General features: G+C 75.6%; 22 protein-coding genes. 16 read left to right on the top strand and 6 right to left on the bottom strand.

The annotated features are described in order from the left end of the window. Positions 1-38: 38 nt before the first annotated feature. The 3 genes from ACIGZJ_RS04385 to ACIGZJ_RS04375 form a co-directional block, all read right to left on the bottom strand. Positions 39-1229 carry an MBL fold metallo-hydrolase gene (locus ACIGZJ_RS04385; protein WP_396456225.1) on the bottom strand — a complete coding sequence of 397 codons (1191 nt, stop codon included), beginning with the start codon at positions 1227-1229 and terminating at the stop codon, positions 39-41. 290 nt (positions 1230-1519) lie between these two features. Then, entirely contained in the window at positions 1520-1972 is a 453-nt protein-coding gene (locus ACIGZJ_RS04380; protein ID WP_396455871.1) for a MaoC family dehydratase, read from the bottom strand. A 101-nt stretch (positions 1973-2073) separates the two neighbouring features. After that, positions 2074-2505, bottom strand: coding sequence for a pyridoxamine 5'-phosphate oxidase family protein (locus tag ACIGZJ_RS04375; protein WP_396455870.1), 432 nt, complete (start codon positions 2503-2505; stop codon positions 2074-2076). A 285-nt stretch (positions 2506-2790) separates the two neighbouring features. Here ACIGZJ_RS04375 and ACIGZJ_RS04370 point away from each other — a divergent pair, with 285 nt between their 5' ends. The 14 genes from ACIGZJ_RS04370 to ACIGZJ_RS04305 all read left to right on the top strand — a co-directional run bounded on the left by ACIGZJ_RS04370 (position 2791) and on the right by ACIGZJ_RS04305 (position 17371). Next, positions 2791-3642: a hypothetical protein gene (locus ACIGZJ_RS04370; RefSeq protein ID WP_396455869.1), complete on the top strand. Its 852-nt coding sequence runs from the start codon at positions 2791-2793 to the stop codon at positions 3640-3642. 201 nt (positions 3643-3843) lie between these two features. After that, complete coding sequence (locus ACIGZJ_RS04365) at positions 3844-4404, top strand: hypothetical protein (protein WP_396455868.1); 561 nt, start codon at positions 3844-3846, stop codon at positions 4402-4404. Then, positions 4398-5339: a hypothetical protein gene (locus ACIGZJ_RS04360; protein ID WP_396455867.1), complete on the top strand. Its 942-nt coding sequence runs from the start codon at positions 4398-4400 to the stop codon at positions 5337-5339. The genes ACIGZJ_RS04365 and ACIGZJ_RS04360 overlap by 7 nt, the downstream gene beginning before the upstream one ends. A gap of 157 nt (positions 5340-5496) precedes the next feature. After that, the gene (locus tag ACIGZJ_RS04355; RefSeq protein ID WP_396455866.1) at positions 5497-6258 is read left to right on the top strand and encodes an SAF domain-containing protein; all 762 of its coding nucleotides are present in this window, start codon (positions 5497-5499) and stop codon (positions 6256-6258) included. A gap of 1 nt (position 6259) precedes the next feature. Beyond that, entirely contained in the window at positions 6260-7582 is a 1323-nt protein-coding gene (locus ACIGZJ_RS04350; protein ID WP_396455865.1) for a hypothetical protein, read from the top strand. Next, a complete protein-coding gene (locus ACIGZJ_RS04345; RefSeq protein ID WP_396455864.1) occupies positions 7572-9185 on the top strand; it encodes a CpaF family protein in 1614 nt (537 codons plus the stop codon). The genes ACIGZJ_RS04350 and ACIGZJ_RS04345 overlap by 11 nt, the downstream gene beginning before the upstream one ends. Continuing rightward, on the top strand, positions 9182-10162 hold the full coding sequence (locus ACIGZJ_RS04340; protein WP_396455863.1) for a type II secretion system F family protein: 981 nt from the start codon (positions 9182-9184) through the stop codon (positions 10160-10162). Before ACIGZJ_RS04345 ends, ACIGZJ_RS04340 begins: the two co-directional genes overlap by 4 nt. Further along, entirely contained in the window at positions 10159-11040 is an 882-nt protein-coding gene (locus tag ACIGZJ_RS04335; RefSeq protein WP_396455862.1) for a hypothetical protein, read from the top strand. The genes ACIGZJ_RS04340 and ACIGZJ_RS04335 overlap by 4 nt, the downstream gene beginning before the upstream one ends. A gap of 54 nt (positions 11041-11094) precedes the next feature. Further along, entirely contained in the window at positions 11095-11418 is a 324-nt protein-coding gene (locus ACIGZJ_RS04330; RefSeq protein WP_387946017.1) for a hypothetical protein, read from the top strand. A 35-nt stretch (positions 11419-11453) separates the two neighbouring features. Beyond that, positions 11454-11891 (top strand): TadE/TadG family type IV pilus assembly protein, encoded by a 438-nt coding sequence (locus ACIGZJ_RS04325; RefSeq protein ID WP_396455861.1) that lies wholly within the window; start codon positions 11454-11456, stop codon positions 11889-11891. A gap of 113 nt (positions 11892-12004) precedes the next feature. Continuing rightward, the gene (locus ACIGZJ_RS04320; protein ID WP_396455860.1) at positions 12005-12409 is read left to right on the top strand and encodes a TadE family protein; all 405 of its coding nucleotides are present in this window, start codon (positions 12005-12007) and stop codon (positions 12407-12409) included. Positions 12410-12665: 256 nt separating this feature from the next. Next, positions 12666-13061, top strand: a complete 396-nt coding sequence (locus tag ACIGZJ_RS04315; protein WP_396455859.1) for a hypothetical protein — start codon at positions 12666-12668, stop codon at positions 13059-13061. Next, the gene (locus ACIGZJ_RS04310; RefSeq protein ID WP_396455858.1) at positions 13061-16801 is read left to right on the top strand and encodes a BTAD domain-containing putative transcriptional regulator; all 3741 of its coding nucleotides are present in this window, start codon (positions 13061-13063) and stop codon (positions 16799-16801) included. The genes ACIGZJ_RS04315 and ACIGZJ_RS04310 overlap by 1 nt, the downstream gene beginning before the upstream one ends. A gap of 135 nt (positions 16802-16936) precedes the next feature. Continuing rightward, positions 16937-17371, top strand: coding sequence for a VOC family protein (locus ACIGZJ_RS04305; RefSeq protein WP_396455857.1), 435 nt, complete (start codon positions 16937-16939; stop codon positions 17369-17371). A gap of 62 nt (positions 17372-17433) precedes the next feature. Here the strand turns inward: ACIGZJ_RS04305 and ACIGZJ_RS04300 are convergent, their stop codons facing one another. Further along, positions 17434-18096: a TetR/AcrR family transcriptional regulator gene (locus ACIGZJ_RS04300; RefSeq protein ID WP_396455856.1), complete on the bottom strand. Its 663-nt coding sequence runs from the start codon at positions 18094-18096 to the stop codon at positions 17434-17436. Positions 18097-18161: 65 nt separating this feature from the next. Here ACIGZJ_RS04300 and ACIGZJ_RS04295 point away from each other — a divergent pair, with 65 nt between their 5' ends. Then, on the top strand, positions 18162-19118 hold the full coding sequence (locus tag ACIGZJ_RS04295) for a hypothetical protein (protein WP_396455855.1): 957 nt from the start codon (positions 18162-18164) through the stop codon (positions 19116-19118). Between the two features lie 389 nt (positions 19119-19507). Here the strand turns inward: ACIGZJ_RS04295 and ACIGZJ_RS04290 are convergent, their stop codons facing one another. Further along, complete coding sequence (locus ACIGZJ_RS04290; protein WP_396455854.1) at positions 19508-20077, bottom strand: HAD domain-containing protein; 570 nt, start codon at positions 20075-20077, stop codon at positions 19508-19510. 186 nt (positions 20078-20263) lie between these two features. On the opposite strand from ACIGZJ_RS04290, the gene ACIGZJ_RS04285 reads away from it, so the two are divergent. Beyond that, a complete protein-coding gene (locus tag ACIGZJ_RS04285; RefSeq protein ID WP_396455853.1) occupies positions 20264-22390 on the top strand; it encodes a hypothetical protein in 2127 nt (708 codons plus the stop codon). Positions 22391-22492: 102 nt separating this feature from the next. Here ACIGZJ_RS04285 and ACIGZJ_RS04280 read toward each other — a convergent pair whose 3' ends face one another. After that, entirely contained in the window at positions 22493-23857 is a 1365-nt protein-coding gene (locus ACIGZJ_RS04280) for a S8 family serine peptidase (protein WP_396455852.1), read from the bottom strand. Between the last annotated feature and the right edge of the window lie 192 nt (positions 23858-24049).

The raw sequence follows: 24049 nt of genomic DNA, 5'->3' as shown, positions 1-24049 counted from the left end.
GGTGGTTGCCGGCGAGCGCCGGGCCGGGTCACGCGTGGTCAGACCGTGACGCCGCCGTCCTCGGCGGCCGCCTGCGGCCGGGTGGCGGGGCCGCCCGCGGCCTTGGCCGGGCCGTCGGGGACGAGCAGCTCCGGGCCCGGGGGCAGCGCCGCGACGGCCCGCCACCAGAGCCGCAGCGGCGGCGGGTCGGCCGGTTCGAACGGCTTGCCGGGCCGGGGCGCCGCCAGCCGCGCGCCGAGCGCCTGGGCGGCGGCGACCGCGCGTTCGGCGGGCTCCTCCCAGGGGTGCGGCGCCAGGTTGAAGGTGCACCAGTGGATCGGCAGCAGCAGCTCCCCGCCGAGGTCGAGGTGGGCCCGGACCCCCTCCTCGGGGGTCATGTGCACCTCGGGCCAGAAGTCGCTGTAGGCGCCGACCTGCATCATCGTCGCGTCGAAGGGGCCGAGCCGGCGGCCGATCTCGGCGAAACCGGGGAAGTAGCCGGTGTCCCCGCTGTGGAAGACCCGGTGCTCGGCCCCGGCCACCACCCAGGAGGCCCAGAGGAACAGGGCGCTGGTGCGCGGTCCGCGCGAGCAGTAGTGCCGGGCCGGGGTGGCGGTCAGGGTCAGCCCGGCGACCTCGGCCGACTCCCACCAGTCCAGCTCGACGATCCGGTCGGCCGGTACGCCCCAATGCTCCAGGTGGGCGCCGACGCCGAGCGGCACGGCGAACACGGCGCCGGTGCCGGCCAGCGCGCGGACGGTGGCCATGTCCAGGTGGTCGTAGTGGTCGTGCGAGACCACCACCACGTCCACCGGCCCGAGTTCGCCGAGCGGCAGCGGCACCGGGTGCAGCCGCTTGGGGCCGGTCCAGCCGAACGGCGAGCAGCGCTCGCCCCAGACCGGGTCGAACAGCACCCGGCGGCCCTCGATCTCGGCCAGCACGGTGGCGTGGCCCAGCCAGGTCAACCGCAGTCCGGAGGCGGGCGGCGCGGCCAGCTCGACCGGGAGCAGCCGGTGCAGCGGCACGGCGGCGGTGGGGTTGCGGCGGGTCCGGTTCGAGGTCAGCTGGGCCCGGGTGATCTCCAGGGGCGTGCGCTCGTAGACCAGTCGGCGGGTGGGCAGCGGGTTGCGGAAGGCGCCGTCGGCGAACTGCGGGGAGCGGTGGATCCGGGACAGCCGCTCGCCCCGGGGCTCGGCCCCGAAGGCGTCCGTCCTGACCCGGTGCCAGACGGAGCGCCGGAGGCCGGCCAGGCCCGGGGGAGTGGAGAACTGCGAGGTCAGACCGGCGACGCGGGAATACCACGGAGCGGGGCGGGGCACGGCACCTCCAAGGACGGTTACGGCTACCGGGCATGCCGAGGTGCGTACCGCCGGTGGTGCGGTCCGGTCTGGTACGACAACCATCTCGTCGGAGGTTACTCGCTGTGGGCCGTCCGGACCTGGTGGGAGGCCCTGCGCGGGCCGTTCGGCGTACGGCGGGGCCTGTCACCAGGTCCGGAGGGCTCAGGCGTGGAAGGTGGGCCCAGGCGTGGAAGGTGGGCTCAGGCGTAGAAGCGGGTGATCGCCTCGGCGACGCAGTGGGGCTTGGCGCTCTCCGCGCTGGTGATGGTGAACCGGACGACCGCCTGGACGCCGCCGGGGACGTCGGTGGCGGAGAGCAGCTCGGCCGTCGCCCGGATCGCCGTGCCGACCGGGACGGGCGCGGGGAAGCGCACCTTCTCCGAGCCGTAGTTCAGCGCCATCCGCACGCCCTCGACGGTGTAGCACTCCTTCGCCAGCACCGGGATCATCGACAGCGTCAGATAGCCGTGCGCGATGGTCGAGCCGAACCGGCTCTCCTTCGCCCGCTCCGGGTCGACGTGGATCCACTGGTGGTCCCCGGTGGCCTCGGCGAACAGGTCGATCCTGGCCTGGTCGACGGTGTGCCACGCGCTGGTGCCGAGCTCGGTGCCGACGGCGGCGGTCAGGTCGGCGAGGGAGGCGAAGGTCGTCAAGGTGCGCTCCTGGGGGCGGGGACTGCGGGACTCCGGCAGAGTATGCCTACTCGCCGGTCACCTGTCAGGGGCCCCGTCGCGTCCCGGGCGCCCCGGCGGGTTCAGGAGTGCTGCACCCGGCGGCCGAGCGGGAGGAGCCGGCGGCCGCCGACCAGCTCGGGTACCAGCGCGACGAACATCGGGTCCGGGTCGCCGACCCAGGGCCGCAGCCCGGAGCGCAGCACCCGCCGGTACTGGTCCGCGTCGCGCACCACGTCCGCCCGGCCGTGCACCAGCACGCTCCACCCGGTCCGGGTGACCGGGTCCAGCAGGTCGGCCTGGAAGGCGACGACCGTGCCGTCCAGGCAGCGCGCGGTCGTGCCGGCCCGGCGCACCGCGAGCAGCAGCCGCCCGTCCGCCGCGACCTGGAAGGAGACCGGCAGCACGGCGGGCAGTGCGTGTTCGGTGTACACCACGCGCCCGACGGGCACGGTGCTGAGCAGCCGCAGGCACTCGGCCTCGCCCAGGGTCTCCACGTGCTCTTCACGGTCCATGGGTCCGATCGTCCTCCCGCGCCGGTGCGGGCCGATAGGGCCCATGGTCCCTGAGCGGGGGGACGGGAGGCCGTCGCACCGGCTGCCGGCCACCGGCGGACCGGTCGGGGCGAACCGGCCGCGGACCTGGCCGGAGCCCGGCCGGTGACGGCCCGGGGCGGTAGCTTGTCCGGCGGGTACCGGGCGTCCGGGCCGGGCGTCCCGAGCGGGCGCCCCGGTGGCGGCGCGCGGTGTGGGCGGCAGGCGGTTCCGGTGCGCCGGGGCCGGTAGGAAGGGGGCGTACGGATGATCAGCGGGGTCGATCTGGTGGTGGTCGGGGCGGACGGCGGGCCCGACCGCGGCTTCGGCGGCTCGGCGGCGGCGGCGGACGGCGCCCGGCTGCTGGCCGACGTGCTGCCCGGGATGTGCTTCGACGCGGGCTCGGCCGGCTGCCGGGTCACGGTGGTCGATCCGGCCGCCGACGCCAACACCATGCTCACCGAGGTGCGCGAGGCGGCCCGCCGGCCCGGCCGGTGGCTGGTGGTCTGCCTGCTCGGCCAGCTGGTCGCCGACCCGCGCGGGCGGCGGCTGGCGCTGGTCACCGGCGGCAGTACCGCCGACAACGCCTACCGGCGGGGGCTCGCCTGGGACTGGGTGGTCAGCGCGATGGTCCACGGCGACCAGGAGGAGGCGCTGCTGCTGGTCGACGCCGTCGCCGACCGGGACACCTGGGCGGCGCTCGAACGCGAGGACGGCGCGGGGGAGCTGCTCGGGTACTCGCGAGTCCCGCTCTGGGGGAGGGTCGGCCGCTACACCCCCGGTAGACGCGGCCGGGACGACGTGCTGCCCGGTGGCGGCGGATCGTTCAGCCGGGCCCTCACCGCCGTTCTGGAGCAGGGGATTCCGGGCGCCCCGGCCGCCGTGGCGCCGCTCGACCTGCAACCCGCGGTGGCCGCCCGGCTGGGCGGCGGCGACCCGGCGGCGGCCGGCGGCCCCGGCCCGACCGGCGCGCGCCTGCTCGTTCCGCCGCACGGCGGGCGCCTGTTGATGCGCAATCGGGCCGCCGTACGGGGCGCATTGGCCGGATTGTCGCTTTCCGAAGAACTGTTGGCCGTTCTGTGGCGGGAAAGTGCCCCGACGGATCCGCCTTCCGCGTAAGGTCAGGGGGCCCGAGGTGTTGCCGTGAAGGGGCGGGTTGGCGAAGAATCGATGCTCTCGCGGCAACATTGGCGGGACGGCGGAATTCTTCTGGCGACCACGGGCCACGGACGGGGTCGGTCGCGACGAGGTGGGGCGATGCGGCAGCGCGGAAATGTGTTGCGCCCTGGGGCGGTTGGGGTCGGCGGGGTGGTTTTGGCGATGCTGCTGAGCGCTTGTGCGAGCAGTGGTGGCGCCGGTTCCGTCGATCGTCTGGGGACGGCTGCGCCCAGTGTTGCGGTGATGACTCCGGTAACACCTTCGGGTGGTTCCTCAAACGTCGGGATCGCGCCGACCGACGGCCCCGAGGGGGCCGCCGCCAGGTCGGCGCTGAGGACGTATCAGGACTGGTGGCAGGCCCAGGTCGAGGCGTTCGGCCGGGTCGACTCGGACGGGTCCGCCCTGGAGGCCTACTCCTCCGGCCAGGCGCTCAGCGGGGTGCTCGTCGACCTCCAGGGGCTGCATGCCGCCAAACTGGTGATGATCGGCGGGCCCCGCAATTCCCCCGTGGTGAAGACCCTTGATCTGAAGGCGAACCCGCAGACCGCCGTGGTCGAGGACTGCCTCGATGTGACGGGCTGGCACCAGGCGGATGCCGGCACGCAAGCGACAAAGGATCCCGTGCAACGGCTGTCGCGCTACATCGCGACGGCGTCCCTGCGAAAGTCCGAAGCCAGGTGGCTGATCTACGACTTCAAGCGCGAGGTGGGCCGGACATGCTGAAATTCGAGTCCCGAATCCTGATCCGTTCACTGTTCGTCGCCGGACTGCTGTTATCGGCGGCGGTGCCCGCGATGGCGGACGAACCGACGCCCGGCGGCGGGACGGTCAACCACTGCGAGGTGAAGTCGATCTGCGACAAGGTCAAGGATCCGGCGACCGCACCGCCGCCGAACGGGGGCGGCGGTACCGGCGGTGGCGGGGGCGGCGGCCCGCAGGTCTGCAGCTGGAACGGGAAGGACTGGCCCTGCCACGACCCGGAGGCGGGCTGGTTCAGCAACGCGACCGGCTGCTACTACCGGTACCTCAGCCCGCAGCCGGAGGCCGGGGATCCGGCCTGGGAGGGGCACAAGCCGTCCGACGGCGCGGTCTACAACGTGAGCTGCAAGTTCACCGAGGACGGGTTGGGCACGACCGAGCCCAGGTTCTTCGCCCAGGCCCCCGCCGGGCCGCCGCCGGACGACCCGGTGGCGCTCGCCAAGGAGGCCAAGGACAAGATCGACTTCCCCGACCCCGTCCCCGGCATCGCGCCGAAGGGCGCGGCGGTGGTCGGCGTACCGGTCTGGCTCTGGCTGGACCAGTCGAAGGGCCCGGCGGTGCCCGCCCCGGTCACGGTGCGGGGCAACACCCTCACGGTGACGGTCACCCCCAAGCTGCTCAAGGTGGTCTGGGACCTCGGTGACGGGCACGAGGAGACCTGCGCGAGCGCCGGGACGCCGTACGACCCCTCGTACGGCGCCCGCAAGTCGCCGGACTGCTCGCACCGGTTCGACACCGGCTCCGGCACCGTGCCGGGCGGCAGCTTCGCCGGGAGCGTCACGGTGTACTGGCGGGCCGATGTCACCGTGACCGGCGGCACCCAGCGGATCGACCCGCTGCCGATGATCCTGTCGACCCCGCTGGAGGTCCGAGTGGCCGAGGTGCAGGTCCTCAACTGACCGACGGGCGGGCGCAGTCGTCCGCCGAACCGCAGGGCCGGACGCAGCGCGGCCCGCACCCAACCGATCGACGTGGAAAGGCCGGAGCCCGGTGGAGAACCGTACGTTTGCGACGCCGGGGTCCGGCACGACCGGATCCGCGGGCGCGTCCGCACCGGTGCCCGAGCAGAAACCCGGGCGCGGGGCGCCGCACGCGCCCGGCCGGACGCTGCGGGCACGGCGGCGCCGGCCCGCGGTGCTGGCGATGGCCGTGGCCCTGATAGCCGCCGGCGGACTCGGCGGGGCGGTGCTCTACAACAGCACCGGACAGCGGGTCGCGGTGCTGGCGATGGCCCGGGACGTGCCGTACGGGCAGGTGATCACCGACGCCGACCTGGTGGTGGCGCGGATCGCCAGCGACCCGGTGCTCAAACCGCTGTCGGCCGCGGACCGGGACGGCGCGATCGGGATGCGGGCCACCACCGACCTCAAGCGCGGGGCGCTGGTGGTGACCGGCGACCTGGCGAGGAGCCTGACCGTCCAGCCGGGCCAGCTGGTGGTGGGCGTGTCCGCCAAGCGCACCCAGCTGCCGGCGACCAGGCTGCTGCCCGGGGTCCAGATCGTCGTGGTCTTCACGCCGGACACCGGTCGGCCCGAGTCGATGGGCGCCGTGGTCACCGCGGTCGGGCGGGTGGACACCGACGGCAGCCAGGTGGTGGACGTGGCGGTGCCCGCCGCGGACGCGGCCCGGCTGGCCGCCTGGGTGGCCAGCGGGCGGATCCAGGTGGTGCTGGCGCCGCGGGCCGCCGCCGCCCCCTCGGCGGCGCCTTCGGGTGCGGCCTCGGGTGCGGCCTCCGGCGCGGCGGCACCGTCGGGTGCGCCCTCCGGGGCGGCGGCTCCGGCCGGGTCCGCGTCGCCGAGCGGGGTGGGTGGGGCCTGAGATGGCTGTCATCGCGGTGGTCGGGGGCCCGGGCGCACCGGGCGCGACCACGACGGCGCTGGCGCTGCTGCTGGCCTGGCCGCTGCAGCCCGGGCGCCGCATCCTGCTGGTGGAATGCGACCCGGACGGCGGCGCGGTGCTCGCCGGCGCGCTGGAGGGCCGGGTCGAGGCGGTCTACGGGCTGCGCAACCTCGCCGTCGCCGACCGGCGCGGGCTGCTCGCCCAGGCGCTCTGGGAGCAGCTGATCGACCTCTCGCCCGAGGGGAACGCCGAGCGGCTGCTGCTGCCCGGACTGACCGACCCCACCCAGGCCCCCGGGCTCGCCTACACCTGGGAGCCGCTGATGGAGGTGCTGCACGGGCTGGAGCAGCAGGGCTACGACGTGGTCCTGGACCTCGGGCGCTCCGGCGCCACCGGGGTCAGCGCCGTCCTGGCGCGCCGGGCGGACGTGGTCGCGGTGACCGTGCGGACCACCCTGCGCGGGCTGAGCGCGGTCCGCCCCCGGCTGGCCGCGCTGACCGAGGACCTGGCGGCGGCGGGCACCGGCGCGGACGCGCTCGGGCTGCTGCTGATCGCCGAGGGGCCGTACTCGGCGGCCGAGGTGTCGCGGGAGTTCGGGCTTCCGGTGCTCGGGCTGCTGCCGCACGCGGCGCGGACGGCTCGAGTGCTGTCGGACGGCGGGGACAGCTCCGACCGGCGGTTCATCCGCTCGGAGCTGATGCGGACCGCCCGGTCGGCGGCGGACGAGGTCCAGCTGCTGGTGCGGCGCCGGCGGCAGCGGCTGGCGCCCTCGGCCGCGCCCGCTCCGGTGCCGATCGCTCCGGCTCCCGTTGCTCCGGGGCCCGTTGCTCCGACTCCTGTTGCCCCGGGGTCGGTCGGCCAGGGCTTCGGCGTCCAGGAACCGGGCACGGCGGGCCTTGGGGGCCCCGGCCCCGGCCCCGGCTTCGGGGGGCCCGGCCCGGGCTCCGGCTTCGGCGCGCCCGCGGCGGCCCCCGAGGGGCAGCCGTTCGCGTACGCGCCGCCGCAGCCTGTCCCGCCGGTGATCACCACCGGGCCGGTGGCGCCGCTCGCCGGGCTGGCTCCGCAGCCGGCCGCCCCCGCGCCCTTCCCGGCGCACGTGCAGCAGGCCGCGCCGTTCCCGGCGCACGTCCAACCGGCCGCGCCCTCGCCGTTCCCCGCGCACGTCCAGCCGACCGCGCCCGGGGTCGCTCCCGGGGCCGGCCAGGTCCAGCCGGGCCCGCCGGCCGACCCCGACGGGGTGCCGCAGTACGGCCATCCGCAGCAGTCGCACATCACCTACGGGGAGGTGCTCCGTGCGCGGTAGCCCCCTGCATCAGCACCCGGCGGCCGACCCGGCCGGGCTGCCGTGGACCGCGGCCCAGCCGATGTCCCAGCCGGTCGGTTCGCCGGCGGTCCAGCCCGGGCCGGTCACCCCGGGCCCGGTCGCGCCCGCCGCGCCCGCCTACCAGGGCGGCTCCGCGACCCCCACCGCCGTCCCCTCCCAGCTCCCCTCGCTCGACCGGCGCGGCGCCGGCACCCGGCCGGCCGTCGACCCGCAGGTGGCGCGCGAGCTCAAGCGCCAGGTCGCCGCCGAACTGCACCAGCAGATCACCCGGTTGACCGCCGCGTCCGGCGCCGAGCCGGACCGCGCCACCCGCCGCCAGCGCGGCCGGGCGCTGATCGAGGAGGCCGTCGCCCGCTGGTCGGACGCCTACGCGCAGACCCACGGGATCCCGCCCACCCGCGAGCAGGACCGCGCGCTCGCCGAGGCCGTCTTCGACCTGCTGTTCCGCGCCGGGCGGCTCCAGCCCTACCTGGACGACCCGGAGATCGAGAACATCCTGATCAACGGCTGCGACGACGTCTGGGTCTCCCGGGTGCACCAACCCCTGCGCCAGGTACCGCCGGTGGCCGACAGCGACGCCGAACTCGTCGAACTGCTCCAGGACCTGGCCCGCCAGCACGGCGGCGGCGAGCGCAGCCTCTCCACCGCCAGCCCGACGCTCGCCCTGCGCCTGGAGGGCGGCATGCGCCTCCAGGCGCTCACCGAGGTCACCCCGCGGCCCTACGTGGCGATCCGCCGCCACCGGGTGGCCTCGGCGACCCTCCCCGAAATGGTCCAACTCGGCACCCTGGACTCCACCCTGGCCGCCTTCCTGGCCGCGGCGATCCGGGCCAGGAAGAACGTGATGATCACCGGCACCCAGGGCGTCGGCAAGACCAGCCTGCTGCGCGCGATGGCCGCCGAGATCCCGCCGGACGAGCGGATCGGCACCCTGGAGTCGGAGTTCGAACTCTGGCTGCACACCCTCGGCCACCTGCGCCAGGTCGTCCCGATGGAGGCCCGGGAGGGCAACGGCGAGCGCGTCGACGGCCGGATCGCGGGCGAGCTGACCATCGGCGACCTCATCCCCGCGGCACTGCGGATGACCCTCTCCCGGATCATCGTCGGCGAGGTCCGCTCCGGCGAGGTCGTCCCGATGCTGCGGGTGATGACCAACGGCGAGGGCGGCTCGATGTGCACCCTGCACGCCCGCGGCCCGCACATGGTGGTCGACCGGATCGCCGAACTCTGCCTGGAGTACGGCTCGCACATGACCGACGCCCTCGCCTACCGGCTCACCGCCAACGCCGTCGACCTGATCGTGCACGTGGCGATGGTCGACGAGACCGCCGTCGGCGGCCGCCGGCACCGCTTCGTCTCGCACGTCCTGGAGGTGGCCGGCCTCGGCGAGAGCGGCCGGCCGGCGCTGAACACCGTCTTCGGCCCGCGCCCCGAAATCGGCGAGCCGCGCGCCGTCCCGCACACCCCGCCGAACTGCCTGGACGACCTGCGCCGGGCCGGCTTCGACGCCGCGCTGCTCGGCTCCCGGTACGGGAGTTGGACAGGGCCGCTCCAGCTGCGGATCGGCGGTGGCGCGCGATGATGCTGCTCTACGCCCTGTGCGGGCTGCTGGTGGCGACCGGCCTGGTCGCCCTGGTGGCCTGGGCCCGCGGCAGCGAGGACACGGGCGAGGACGAGGACCGGACCGGCAGCCCGCTGACCGGCCGCGCCCACGTGTTCTGGTACGGCGCGCCCGGCACCGCCCCCGCCCGGGTGGTGCGGCTGCGCCGGGTCCAGCTCCCGCTGACCCTGGTCGGCGCGCCGCTGGGCTGGCTGTTCACCGGGATCCCGCTCACCGCGCTGCTGGTGCCGCTCGGGGTCTTCGGCCTGCCCTGGCTGTTCGACACCACCCGCCCGGACACCCACCGGATCGAGCGGCTGGAGGCGCTCTCCGAGTGGACCCAGCGCATCGCGGACGTGCTGCTGCTCGGCGTCGGCCTCAACCAGGCCATCGTCACCAGCCGCCGCACCGCCCCCGCGGCCCTGGAGGAGGAGATCGGCGAGCTGGCCGCCCGGCTGCAGGCCCGCTGGCGGCCCGAGGAGGCGCTGCGCGCCTTCGCCGACAGCCTCGCCGACGCCACCGCCGACAAGGTGCTCGCCGCACTGCTGCTGCGCTCCGGGGACAGCGGGCCGGGCCTCGCCCGGGCCCTGTCCGACATGGCGGACTCGGTCCGCGAGGAGGTCCGCCAGCGCCGCATCATCGAGGCCGACCGGGCCAAGCACCGCACCACCATCCGCTGGCTGGTCGGCATCATCGTGCTGGTCGTGGTCATCGGCTCGTTCAACACCGACTACACCCGGCCGTACAGCACGGTGCTCGGGCAGGTCGTGCTCGCCGTGGTCGCCGCGCTGTTCGTCGCGGTGATCGCCTGGATGCGCGGGCTCGCCTCGCACCCGCCGGTACCCCGGCTGCTGGAGGCCGACCGGCGCAGCCGCACCGGCCGCCGGTCCGCGCCCGGGGAGGGCCTCGACGGCTCCGCCGAGGGCGAGCGCCTCCTCGGCCTCGGGGAGGTCCGATGATCTCCCCCTGGTCCGTGCTGGCCGGCGCCCTCGCGGCCGGCGGCGTCGCCCTGCTGATATCCGAACTCCGGCCCGCGCCACCCGACCTGGGCCAGGCCCTGGACCGGCTGCACCGCACGCCCGCCGAGCGGGAGCCCGACCCGGACGAGCGGCCGCGCTGGTTCGACCGGATCGGCGAGCGCTCCCTCGCCCTGCGCGGGGTGCGCATCCCGCAGCGCGAACTGTCGCTGATCGGCCGTACCCCGGCCCGGTTCATGGCGCACAAGCTGCTGTTCGCCGTCATCGGCCTCGTCCTGCCGGCCTACCTGGCCGCGATGGCGCTGCTGCTGGACGTCGGACTGCCGTTCGCGCTGCCGCTGGTGGTCGGACCGCTGCTGGCCGGGCTGTTCTGGTTCGTCCCGGACGCCATCGTGCGCGGTGAGGCCAAGGAGGCCAGGACCGAGTACCTGCACGGCATCGCCGCCTACCTGGAACTCGTCGCGCTGGAGCGGGCCGCCGACTGCGGGCCCGCCGAGGCGCTGCGCCGGGCCGCCTCGGTCGGGCGCGGCACGGTGTTCCGCCGGATCCGGGACGCCCTGGACCGCGCCGCCACCGACCGGCTGCCGCCCTGGGCCGGCCTGGACGCGCTCGCCGCCGAGCTCGGCCTCACCCCGCTGCAGGACGTCGCCGACATCATGCGGCTCTCCGGCACCGACGGCGCGGCCGTGTACGACACACTGCGGGCCCGCGCCAAGGGCCTGCGCGGCGAGCTGCTGGCCGAGGACCTGGCCCGGGCCAACGCGGACAGCGAGCGGATGGTCGCGCCGGGGGCCGCCCTGACCTTGCTGATGACCGCCCTGATCGTCTTCCCCGCGCTCCACCAGATGCTCAACGGCTAGTCCGGCAGCGGACGTCGCGAGCAGCTGTCACCACACCATCTCCCGGGAGTCCTGATGACCGTCCACCTGAAAGACCTGGCAGGCAGGTTCCTTCGACCTGTCCTGCTGCCCGTGCAGTTCGCGCTGCTGCTCTTCACCTTCCGGATGGGCCGCCTGCGGGCCGCCCGGGCCCGCGGTGACCGGGGTGCGATCAGCATCGAACTCGCCCTGGCCATCATCGCGCTGGTCTTCGTCGCCGGGGCCGTGGCGGTGGCGCTGTACACGCTGAAGGACAAGGTCGTGAAGAAGGTCGACCAGGATCCGAACCTGCCGGGTGCGGGCGCGGCGGGCGGTGCCGCCGCCGGTGGCGCCGCGGCGGGCGGTGCGAGCGGCTCGTGACGTACCGACCCCGTCGCCGTGGCGACCGAGGGACGATGAGCCTGAGCCTGGCCATCGTCTTCCCGGTCGTGCTCCTGCTCGTGCTGCTCGTCGTCCAGGGCTCGATGTGGTGGTACAGCCGCCAACTCGCGCTCACCGCCGCCCGCGAGGGCGTGGACGCGGGCCGGATGCAGGGGAACGCCGGTGACGCGGTCAAGAACGCCGCGGCGGTCGGGCAGGCCGAGGACTTCCTCCGGCGGCAGGGCGGGCGGGACTTCGAGGTCGGCACGGCCGGCAGTACGCCGGAGCTGATCCGGGTCACGGTGAGTGTGCGGTCGGCGATGCTGGTCCCCGGCATCTCCGGCATCACCATCACGCAGTCCGCGCAGGCGCCGCGGGAGCGGTTCGTGCCGCCGGTCGTGTCGACGCCGAGGCCGGGTCCGTCGAAGTCGGCGGGGGCGCCTGCGGGTGTGCCGTCTTCGGGTGCGCCGTGAACGGGCCGGGGCCGCGTCGGCGGTCCGGCCGGCTGCCGCGTGCGGTGCGGTCGGTCCGGTCGGTGCGGTCCGGCCGGTTCACGCGGTCCGGCCGCGGGCGGGACGGCGGCGGGGTGGCGATCGAGGCGGCGATCGTCGCTCCGGCCGTCGTCACGCTGATCCTGCTCGCCATCGCGGCCGGCCGGGTGCAGACCACGGCCTCCGCGGTGGAGGCGGCCGCCCGCTCCTCGGCCCGGACGGTCTCGCTGGCCCGCAGCGTGGACGCGACGGCCGCGGACGCGGTGGCGGAGCGGGCCGCCCGGGAGGTCCTCGCCCAACAGGGCGTCGACTGTGGCAGGTTGGACGTCGCGGCCGAGGACGGGGTGCTGCACACCGGGACCGGCGACCTGGCCACCATCACCGTGCGGGTCAGCTGCACGGTCTCGCTGTCGGACCTGGTGGCCGGGCCGAACCTGCCGGTGACGAAGACCCTCACCGGGCGGTTCGTCTCGGTGGTCGACCGTTACCGGGGGCGGTGACGGCGGGGTGGCGCGGCCGGCGGTGACGAGGTGCCCGGGGCGGGGGTTGGGGGCGGCCCGGGCGGGGGAGACGCAAGCGGAGGGCGTCGGGGGACGCCGATCGGACGACGGAACGGCCCCGGGCGGGGCAGCCGGGGGAGACGGCGGTAGGGGAGGGGGCGCGATGGGGTGCGCACGGCTTGCAGGGCCCGGCGGCGGCGTCCGCCGTTCCCGAGGGCGCCGCGGACGGTCGGACCGGGGATCGATCGCGATCTTCGTGGCGATCTGTGCCGCCTTCCTGGTCCTCGTCATCGCCCTCGTGGTCGACGCCGGCGGCCGCCTGCGGGTGGCCGAGCGGACCGACGGCGTCGCGCTGGAGGCCGCCCGGGTGGTCGGCCAGCAGCTCGACGAGGCGGCCGTGCTCCAGGGCGAGGGGTACAAGGTCAAGGAGCAGTACGCCAAGGACGCCGTCAACAGCTACCTGGGCCAGTACGAACGGGCCTACGGTCTGGCGGTCGACGACGTCCAGTTCTCCCCGGACGGCACGGTCGTCACCGTCACGGTGACGGCCGACTACAAGCCGGTCCTGCTGGGCGAGCTCGGCAAGCGGAAGGTGAAGGGCAAGGGCAGCGCCACCCTCGTCCACGGAGTCGAGAAACCGGAGACCGACTGATGGCCGCGCCACGCGCCAAGGACCAAGCCCGCGCCCGACGTTCGGCGCACGGCACGCCCGCCTCCCCGGGAGCCGACCGACGGTCGGCACCGCTGCCGCCGCGCCGGGGCCGCCGGGGCGGCTCGGTGATCACCGCGCTCGCGGCACTGGTCACCCTGCTCGGCCTGCTGGCCGGCGTCCCCGCACTGCTGCTGTACGGCACCCGGGCGGTCGCCGCGATGGGCGAGCTCGCACCCGACGGCCTCGGGCAGTTGCTGACCAGCCCGGACGACGGGCGGCTGTTCCTCTGGCTGCTGGTGGTGGTCGGCTGGCTCGGCTGGCTGTGCTTCGCGGCCTCCGTGCTGCTGGAGATCCCGGCGCAGCTGCGCGGGCGGATCGCCCGCCGGATCCCGGCGTTCGGCTGGAGCCAGCGGGTCGCGGCGGGCCTGGTCGGTTCGGTGATCGCGCTGCTGCCGGTGGCCGGTTCGGCCTTCGCGGCCGCCCCGGACCGGGCCCAGTCCGCCTCCGCCCCGGCCCAGTTGACGATCGGGGCGCAGCGGGCCGCGCTGCCCGCCGCGCAGGCCGCGCCCGCCGTGGCGCCCGCCGCCGACCAGCAGCCCGCGTACACCGTGCGGGACAGCCGGCCGGCCGACAGCCTCTGGTCCATCGCCGAGCGCCAACTCGGCTCGGGCGAGCGGTGGGTGGAGATCGCCAAGCTCAACGACGGCCGGGTGATGGACGGTTCGGGTGTCCGCTTCGATGCGGACCGGCCGATCCAGCCCGGTTGGGAGCTGCTGATGCCGGGCGACGCGAAGGTGGACGCGGCGCCGGCTCCCGCCCCGGCGCCCGCACCGGTCCCCCAGTCGGGGACTTCCGCCGGCGGGCACACGACCGTGACGGTCGGCGCCGGTGACAGCCTGTCGGCCATCGCCCAGCGGGAGTTGGGGGACGCCGAGGCGTGGCCGCAGCTCTTCGAGGCGAACCGGGGCGCCGCGGCGCCGGACGGGGAGACGCTCACCGATCCGGATGTGGTGGTCCCGGGGATGGTGCTGACGCTGCCGGGGGCGGCCGCGCCTGCGCCTGCGCCGACGCCTGCGCCTGCTCCCGCTCCGGAGCCGGTACCTGCTCCCGAGCCGCCGGTCGGCCAGGCGCCTGCGCCACCGGCCACCCCGGCACCCGCCACCCCGGCGCCCGCCACGAAGGCCCCCGCGCCCGCCACCCAGGCCCCCGCCGCCCACGCGCCGGCCCCGGCCGCGCACGCGCAGGACGCCCCGAGCGACGACTACACCGTCGCCCTCGCCGCCTCCACCGTCGGCGTCCTGCTCGCCGCGATGATGGTCGGCACCGTCGCCCACAAGCGCGGCACCCAGCTGCGCGCCCGCCGCCCGCGCCACCGCATCGCCCTGCCCGCCACCCCGGCCGCCGCCTTCGAGGCCGAGCTCAAGGCCCGCCAGGACGACAGCGGCCTCGACCTGCTCGACCGCGCCCTGCGCACGATGGCCCGCAACACCGTCCGGGGCGGCAAGCGGCTGCCCGCCATCGTTGCCGCCCGGCTGACCCCCGGCCGCACGATCGAGCTCCACCTCTCCGGCCCGGCCGCGCCGATCGCGCCGTTCCGCGCCGCCCACGCCCCCAACGTCTGGTGGTGCGCCGCCGACTCCGGCGACCTGCTCTCGCCCGCCCAGGCCCGGAAGACCGCCGCGCCCTACCCGGCGCTGGTCACCCTCGGCTCGGCACCCGACGGCTCGGTGGTCCTGGCCGACCTGGAGACCGTCCGGCTGCTCCACCTCTCCGGGCACCCCGACGACGCCCGCGACGTGATGCGCACCCTGGCCATAGAGCTGGCCCACAGCCCGCTCGCCGACCGCCTGCACCTGCACCTGGTCGACCTCGCCGAGGAGTTGCCGATCAGCGGTCCCGCCGCCGAGCGGGTCCACCGCCACACCACCCTGGAGGCCGCCCTCACCGCCCTCGGCCCGCGCACCGCCAAGGCCCGCGCCACGCTGGTCGCCGCCGACGCCGCCAGCCCGCGGGACGCACGCAGCCGGGGCGAGGCCGACGAGTCCTGGGTCCCGGAGATCGTGCTCTGCGCCCACCAGCCGGGCGGCGACATCCCCGCCGAGCTCGGCCGGCTGCTCGACGCCCGCCCCCGGACCTGCGTCGCCGTGATCACCCGCGCGCCCGAGCGCGGCACCGGTCCGGTCGCCCGCTGGACCCTGCCCAGCACCGGCCCGGCCACCATCCCCGGCCTGCACCTCACCCTGAAGCTGCAGCGCCTGACCGGCTCGCAGTACGAGCAGGTCACCGAGCTGCTCCGGGCCGCCGACGACACCACCCAGCACCCGGCCCCCGCCTGGACCCTGGACGGCCCCGGCATCGACCTCGAACCGGCCGAACTCCCCGCGCCCGTCCCGGTGCTGGCCGCCGTCGGCGCCCCGGGGGAGCGCCCCGCAGACGGCCCGGACGGCGCGGAGGCGGCCGGTCCGCGGCTGTTGGCCCGGGTGATCGGCACCGGCGTCAGCCCGTTCGCGGGCACCGACCCGGCCGCGCCGGCCATGCCGGGGCCCGGCCGCTACCTCGTCAACGGCCTCGGCCGGCACGCGAGCCACCCCCTGGTGCAGGCCGAGCCGCAGCCGCAGCCGCAGCCGCAGACTCGGCCGGAGGAGGAGCCGGAGGCCGACCTGGACGAGACCACCCAGAACCTGCGGCTGCCCACGGGCGCCGAGGTGGTCGTCCCCGTCCAGCCCCTCCCGCCGGCGGCCCCGACCGAGCCGGCGCCCGCCGTCGAGCCGGTGCCGGTTGCGGTACCGGAGCCCGCGCCGACGCACGATGCGGCGCCCGCGCCCACCGGTGCCGACCCGCGGATCCCCGCCCGCCCGGAGCCGGCCGCCGAGCCCGAGCCCGGCCCGGCCGCCGCCCCGGTGGCCCGCACCACCTCCGGCCGCACCGACTGCGACGACCTGCTCGCGATCCTCCGCTCCCCGGAGGCGCACGCCGTCCGCACCGCCCCCCGCATCCGACTGCTCGGCCCGGTCGACGTGGTCGGAGCCGGCGGCACGGCCGAACCCGCCGCGCTTCCCCGGCTCACCGAGCTCGCCGCCTACCTGGCGCTGCGCCCGGGCGCAGACCACACCGCGCTGGACCACGACCTGCACCCCGGCGCGGCCCACCTCGACCCGCACCCCACCGCCGCCGACGCCACCAGCCCGCTGCCCGGCAAACTCGGCGACCTGGCAGCCTGGTTCGGCACCTCACCCGAGGGCCGGGCCTTCCTGCCCACCGACACCGCCGAGGGCTACTCCTTCGCCCCGACCGTGACCTGCGACTGGGACGAGTTCCGCGGCCTCTACCGCCGCGGCATGCGCAGCACCAGCGCCACCGCCGACGCGGCCCTCGCCCACGCCCTCGCCCTGGTCCGGGGAGCACCGTTCGCGGAGGCGCCGCCCGCCGCGTACGGCTGGGCCGAGGCCGAGCGGCAGGACATGATCGCCGCGATCGTCGACACCGCCCACGAACTCGCCGCCCGCCGACTCCAGTACGGCGACCACCGCAGCGCCGAGGCCGCCGTCTTCCGCGGCCTCGCCGTCGCCCCGGACGTCGAACTCCTGCACCGCGACCTCTTCTACGCCTACGCCTCGGCCGGCGCCCGCGACCAGCTGCTGCGGGCCGTCAACCGCCTCGACGCCCTCAGCCGCCGCACCGGCCGCGAACTCGACGCCGACACCGTGGCCCTGCTCCGCGACCTCCTGTCGGGGGCGTGACCATCGGCCCGGGAGGAGGTTCCTCAACCCCGTGAGCACTGTCGGCGGATCATTTGCGCCGTCCGAGCGCACCCGGTGGATCGCGAGCCGTGGTGACGGTCGGTGGCTGTCAGAGGTCGGCAGTACCGTCCCGTCATGGCAGCCAAAATCGATCTGACCCTGGATTGCGCGAACGCACGGCTCCTCGCCGATTTCTGGAAGACGGCACTGGGCTACATCGACGAGCCGCCGCCTGCGCCCTTCAAGACGCGCGAGGAGTGGCTCGCGCAGTTCGACCTGCCGGAGGACGACTCCGCGGACGGCGGGGCGTGGCTCTGCGATCCCGACGGCGTCGGCCCCCGACTCTCCATCCTCACGGTGTCCGAACCGAAGACGGCGAAGAACCGGCTTCATATCGACGTCCGGGTGCCGGGGCACGGTGGTCCCGATGAGCGGTGGGCGCGGATCAAGGCGGAGTCCGAGCGGCTGGTGAAGGCGGGCGGGGCCGTCCTGGAGGTGTTCGACGGGCATCACGTCGTGATGGCCGACCCGGAGGGCAACGAGTTCTGCATCGCCGCAGCCTCGGTCTGAAGCCGGCCCGGGGCGGGGGCGCACCCCGACCTCCGCCCGGGCCGGGCGCCGCATCGTGGACGTCATGCGGCGCCCGGGCCGAGGCCCGGGCGCGGGTCAGCGGGGGGCGGATAGCCGTCGAGTCCTGACTGCAGCAGGTCGAAGGCCTGCCGGGTGGCGAGGAGGACGGAGCGCCTGATCTCCTCCGCCGGCTCGCCCGCGACCACCCGGCGGTGGATCTCGTGGGTGGTCGCCCGGTAGGCCCCGGCGATGGCCCCGGCGAGCAGTCGGGGCAGCGGGTCCTCCGGGGCGGCCCCGGTCTCCTCGGCGAGGGCCGCCGCGAGCGCGGCCTCGGAGCGTTCGGCGATCTCGCGGCCGCGGGCCTGGAGGGCGGGGCTGTCGGCGACCACCTGCCAGAACGGCTTCGCCTGGTCGTTCAGCCCGAGGGTCGGCTCGTCGCGTTCGAGCGCCGCCAGCAGCCCGTCGCGGACGGCGCCGGCCGCGGAGCGGCCCGTCGGCCGGGTGCGGACGAGCTCGGCGAGCTGCTCCTCCACCTCGCTCTGCCGGTCGAAGAACAGGTCCTCCTTGGTGGGGAAGTAGTTGAAGACCGTGTTCACGGACACCCCGGCGGCCCGGGCGACCTCGGCCACGGTGACCTGGTCGAAGCCGCGCTGGAGGAAGAGCCCGGTCGCCGTGTCGGCGAGGGTGGCCCGGGTCTGCTGCTTCTTGAGCTCACGGAGTCCCATGGCCTGAATCATAGGGTCGCAGCAAAATTGGTGTGACACCAAAAATTTCGTCTAGGGTGGGATCCATGACCTTCACCTTCGGGATCTACCCGGGCGCCGCCCTGGGCAGCGACACCGGCATCGTGCACCCCGTCAGCCCCGACCGGCCGGAGGGGATCACCGCCGCGCTGCGTCGGCTCCAGGGCGATGCCCCGGCCCTGCTGGTCCGCGCCTACCGCCCCTACCCGGCAGGCGACGGCCCGGACACCCGCGCCACCCCGGCCGACCCCGTGCGCTACCTCGGCGAAGGCCGCAGGCTCGACCTGGTGCTCACGTTCCGCGAGCCGGGCGACGAACTCGACGGCTGGCTGGACTTCGTCCGGGCCGCCGTGCGGACCGACGGCCCGCACCTGGCGACGCTCCAACTCTGCGAGGAGCCCAACCTGGACCTCCCGGCCCTCGACGGCAGCATGCCGAACGTGCGCCGGGCCCTGGTCCAGGGCGTCATCGCGGCCAAGGAGGAGGCCCGGGCCTGCGGCCACGACATCGCCGTCGGCTTCAACGCGGTGCCGACCTTCGACCCCGCCGACACCTTCTGGCCGGACCTCGGCGCGCTGGCCGACGACCGCTTCCACCGTTCCCTGGACTACGTCGGCCTGGACTTCTTCCCCGACGTCTTCCACCCCCAGCCGGCGGACCGACTGCCCGGCGCGGTGGCCGCGGTGGTCACCGCCTTCCGCGACACCAGCCTCCCGAAGGCCGGCATCGGCCGCGAGGTGCCCATCCGGATCTGCGAGAACGGCTGGCCCACCGGACCGGACCGCACCGAGCAGCGCCAGGCCGAGGTCGTCGAGACCGTGATCCGCGCGGTGGCCGGACTCCGCGAGGAGCTCAACCTCACCGGGTACTCCTTCTTCGACCTGCGCGACGCCGACAGCGCGGGCACCGGCCTGTTCGACCGCTTCGGCCTCCTGCGGGACGACTACACCCCCAAGCCCGCCTTCGACACCTACCGCCGACTGATCGGGGAGCTGACGGTCTGACCAGCGGGCCCCCCTGGACCTCGCTCCGGTGGGCGCCTGTCGACGGGTGGAGGTGGCCTCCCGGTCCGGTCTCCGTATCGTGTGCGGCATGGCGAACGAACCAGACCCGGCCCCGGCCGGCAGCGCGCTGTCCCGGGACGTCTGCACCTGCTTCGACCAGTACGAGGTGAGCAGCCGGCGGCGGGTGGGCTTTCACGGCGAGCGGCAGGACACCTCGGCGCCGGCCTGGTCGCACCTGCTGGACCTGATCGAGGAGGCGGCCGCCGACGGGCGCGAGGTGTTCGTGCCGCTGGCCGCGACGTCTGTGTGCAGGCCCTTCCCACGCCTCCGGAGGGCTACCTCCGGGGGCCCCACCGGGGTGGGGCCGGGCTCGTGCAGCCGGTGGCCGACTACGCCTGACCGCCCGGCCCCCGCCCACCGCCGTGGTCCGGCAGGGTGGTGCGCCAGGTGTGGAGGGCGGCGAAGTCGGCGTCGGTGAGGCCGGTTCGGGGGTCGACGCGGTGGAGCAGGGCCGGGCCCGGGTGGTGTGCCGCGACCCAGGACCGGTCGGCGGTGGTGATCTCGTCGTCGACCCAGGCGAACGGGCGTCCGGCCGCCCGGTCGAGCAGGGCGCGGGTCTTCCAGTGGATCCCGGCCCGTTCGTCCGCGGCCTCCTGCTCCGCCGTCCGGTCCGGCAGGTCCAGCACGGGCAGCGGCGGCAGGCCGAGCCGCGGTGCGACGACCTCGTTCGCCGAGGAGAGCCAGGTGGTGGCCCAGACCAGTTCGCACCGCAGGGCCCGCAGCCGGGGGCCGTGGGCCGGATCGATCCGGTCCAGCAGCGGATTGCGGTCGGCTCCCGGCGGCCCGCCGGCCGTCCGATAGGTCGGGTACCCGTTCGGGAACTGATGGCGTGTCGCCCCGAACGGGATGAGCGGTCCGTCGACATCGAGGAAGAGAAGAGGCGGTGCGGCATCCGTCATCGCTGTACGGTAGCGGCCGTCGGGCCGACCCGGCCTGGATCGGGTGCGCCGGGATCTCGTAGGGTGGCGGAAACAGACGTGGTGGACGGCACCACGGGGCAAGGGCATCAGACGCCGTTCAGCGGCGGGGCGGGGCGGTGACCAGAGATGGCGGAGGCTACGGCGGTCCCCGGGAGTCCGGAACCCGTGGCGGATGCCGTGCCGCCGCCGGGGCCGCCGGGCAACCCGTACGAGGAGCACAGCCCCGGCCCCGCCGCGCTGTACGAGCCCCCGGCCGTGCCCGTCGCACCGCCGACCGGATGGACCGTCACCGGGATCCCCCTGGTGGCCCCGCCGCCCGCGGCGACACCGCCGCCGTTCACCGTGCCCGGTGCCACGCCCGCCCACGGGGTGAGCGCCCCCGGCGGACTCGGACCGGGCGGGCCGCGCGGGCGGATCCTCGTCGTCGAGGGCGGCTACGGCAACTCCGGCCGCCGCACCTGGGGCCGTGGAGGCCCCACCCAGGCGCCGGTGCTGTCCGCGATGCTCGCCGCCGTCTCACCGCAGGTCCTGCTCGCGGCCGACGCCGTGGACGCCGTCCACCTGCCCGGCGCCAGCGACCCGCACACCGTCCTCGCCCACCTGCGGGCGGCCGCCCGCCACCCCGGACCGCTGCTCGTCCACCTCGGCGGCCACCTGGTCGCGGACAAGCGCAGCGGCCAGCTCCACCTCACCCTCCGTGACTCCAAGCCCGGCAGCGTCCGGCAGGACGGCCTGCCCTGGCAGTCCGTGGCCGCCGAGCTGCGCCACCGGCCCGCCGACTGGCCGACCCTGGTCATCGCCGACCTGAGTGCCGATCAGAACGCCTGGCCGTTCCTCCAGAGCCCCGTCTCACCGCTCACCGACGGACTGCCGCTCTGGGCGGTGGTCAGCCCGGACCCGGAGCAGATCGGCACCTTCACCCGTGCGCTGATCGAGGCCCTGCACGGCGGGAGGCCCGGCGTGGACGCCGTCCTGACGCCGGAGCAGCTGCGCCAGCAGGTGTACTCGGTGCTGCGGCCCGACGTGGCCATCCTGGCCACCCATGCGCCGGACCGCCCGTTCTTCCGCAACACCGCACGCCGCTCCGAGGGCCCGCTGCTGGACTCCGTCCCGTTCGAGGGCCGTCGCCCGCCCGCCGTGCTGCCCCGGCCCGCGGCGCCGCACCCCGCGCCGGGCCGGCCCGCCGTCACGCTCGACAAGCCGGCGGCCCCGGCGGGGATGCCGATGGCGGACGCGGCCCCCGTGCCGGCCCCGGCAGCCGCGCCCGCGTTCGTGCCGGCCCCCGCGGCCGCGTTCGGGTCCGAGTCCGTGCCCGCGCCGACGCCGACGCCTTCGGCAGCGGCAGCGGCGGCGCCGGTGGCCGCGGCGCTGCTCGGCCCGGTCAGCCTGCTGAAGGCGGCCGTCCCGCCGACCCCGCCGCCTCCGGCCCGGCCGGTCAGTCTGCTGAAGGCGTACGCCTGGCGGGCGGCGGCCTCCGCCGGCGTCAGGCTGGCCAAGACCAGCCCGGTGGACGCGTTGCCGTTCGACGCCGTGCCGGCGGACGCGGTGCCGGTGGATGCCGTGCCCGAGGCCCTCCAGGACGCGGCCGAGGCGGCGCCCGCTGCACCTGCCGCGCCCGCACCCCCCGTCCCCGAGCCGACGGCCGCCGAGCCCGTGGACGCCGTCCCGACCGACGCCGTGCCCGCTGCCGAGCCGAGCGACGCCGACCCGGCCGCCACCGGGCCCGCCGACGAACCGTCTGACGCGACCCCGGCCGACGCAACCCCCGCCCCCGTCGAGGCCGACGCAGCGGCCGCCACCGACACCCCCACCGAGGCCGCCACCGACGACCCCCCCGCCACGCCGCCCCGGGCCGACTACCGCGAGGTGATCGGCCGGATCGTCCGCAGCGCCGACGCCGGGGACCACGCCGCCGCCACCGACCTCGCCTTCGCGCTCGAACTGGAGGCGATCGCCGAGCACGGCGCCTTCTCCGCCCCCGTGCTCCAGGTCAGGCAGGTCCGGGCGCACGTCTCCCGCCTCGCCGGCCGGGTGACCGAGGCGGCGGACATCTACCGCGAGGTGGCCCTCACCCTGCTGCGCTCGCAGGGCCCGGACCACCCGGAGACCCAGCAGGCGGCCACCAACGCCGAGGCGTGCTGGCGCGCGATCAAGGACCGTGCGGAGGCCATCCGGATCGCCCCGGAGATCATCGAGCTCCGCGCCTACCTCCCGGGCTCCGACGGCCGCAAGCTCCGCGCCGCCGAGCGCTACCTGGCCCAGCTCGCCGCGGCGGGCGCCGACCACGCCTGACGAGCGCAGACCGCACCCGCCGGCCACCCCCGCCCGACGGCGGAACGCCGAAGGAGCAGGAAGTCGGCCCGGCCGACTTCCTGCTCCTCACCTCAACCCGTGCTACCGCCCCGCCACCGCGTGGACGAAGCGGGCGCCGTCGATGGTGCCGAGGCCGCTGGCGAGGTCGTAGCCCTTGCCGGCCTGGTAGCCGGTCACGGTGTCCCAGGAGTTGTCGCCGGTGGTCACGTCGACCAGGCCGCTCCACTGCGAGGGCAGCAGGTTCAGCCCGTAGAGGCGCCAGTTGAGCTGGCCGAGGCGGTGGCCGGCGAGCTGGTCGGCGAGCGCGACGACGCCGGAGAAGATCGGGGTCGCCTCGCTGGTGCCGCCGGTGATGTGCCACCCGGCGGAGGTCGGGTCGTAGGACTCGTACGTCCAGGCGCCGCCGTCGACCGCCGCGCTCATGCTGATGTCGGGCGTGCCGCGGTGGTTGCCCGTGGCGGAGGCGACGCCCGCCTGGTACCAGGGGCGCTCGAAGACGCCGGAGACCCCGCCGCCGCCCGCCCCGTACTTGTCGTGCCAGACCTTGTCGGGCGCGGTCCGCCGGCCCGCGTCGTCCAGGCTGAGCTGGGTGCCGCCGATGGAGGTGACCAGCGGGTCGGAGGAGGGCCAGGAGTTGACCTTGTACGGGTACAGGTCCTCGCCGTTGGCCTGCGAGTCGGTGGCCCCCGCGTCGCCGGAGGCGGCCAGCACGGTGACGTCGTGGGCGGCGGCCTCCTTGAAGGCGTAGCGCAGGTCGGTGAGCGACTTGAAGTCGCCCTTGTCGAAGCCGGGGAAGGTGTTCTCGGTGGCCCCGAAGCTCTGCGAGATGACGTCGGCGCGCCCGGCCTTGATGAGGGCCTTCTCGGCGTCCATCATCTCGGGCAGGCCGGTGGTGCCCTCGGTCTCGGCGACGCCCGTCTCGACCAGGATGATGTGGGCGTCGGGGGCGATGGCGTGGGCGTACTCGACGTCGAGGGTGGTCTCGCCGGCCCAGCCGGTGTGGTCGGGGTTGGTGGGGTCGAAGACGGGGACGTCGCCCCACTTGACCACCTCGACCTGGGTGTCCGGGATGCCCCACTGCTTGTCGAAGGTCTCCAGGTCGTGCTGGATGGTCGGCGAGCCGAAGGAGTCGACGATGACGATCGTGCGGCCCTTGCCGGTGATGCCCTCCTTGTAGAGCGGGTCCAGGTTGTAGGCGGTCCGGTACTGGAGCGGCGAGTAGCAGTGGATGCCGATGTCGCTGACGCACTGCGAGGTGGGCAGTGGCGCGGTCCGCCCGATGGCGCTGACGTGGCCGCTGGAGGCGGGGCGGACGTGGACGGCGGCCGCCGGCTGCGCGGTGGCGGAGGCGGTGCCGACGACGGGCACGGCGACGGTGCCGGCCGTCAGGGCGGTGGCCCCGGCGGCGAGCAGGGTCAGGGCGCGCAGGGGCGCGGAGCTGCCCATGGGACTCCTTGGGACGCAGGGCCCGACCTGGTCAGGTCGGGTGGTCCGGCCATCCCATCGAGTGCCGCATGATCATGCCATAGTCATTTGGTACCGTCGGCATGGTCATGCCTGGCCACGGGAAAAGGTAAAGGCCGGCCCAGGCGAAGGTAACCCCCCGCCTGGGCCGATGGTCTGACGAAACGTCAGTCG

The sequence above is a fragment of the Kitasatospora sp. NPDC052868 genome, assembly GCF_044547105.1.
Classification (GTDB): domain Bacteria; phylum Actinomycetota; class Actinomycetes; order Streptomycetales; family Streptomycetaceae; genus Kitasatospora.
This window is presented reverse-complemented; position numbering and strand designations above follow the sequence as displayed.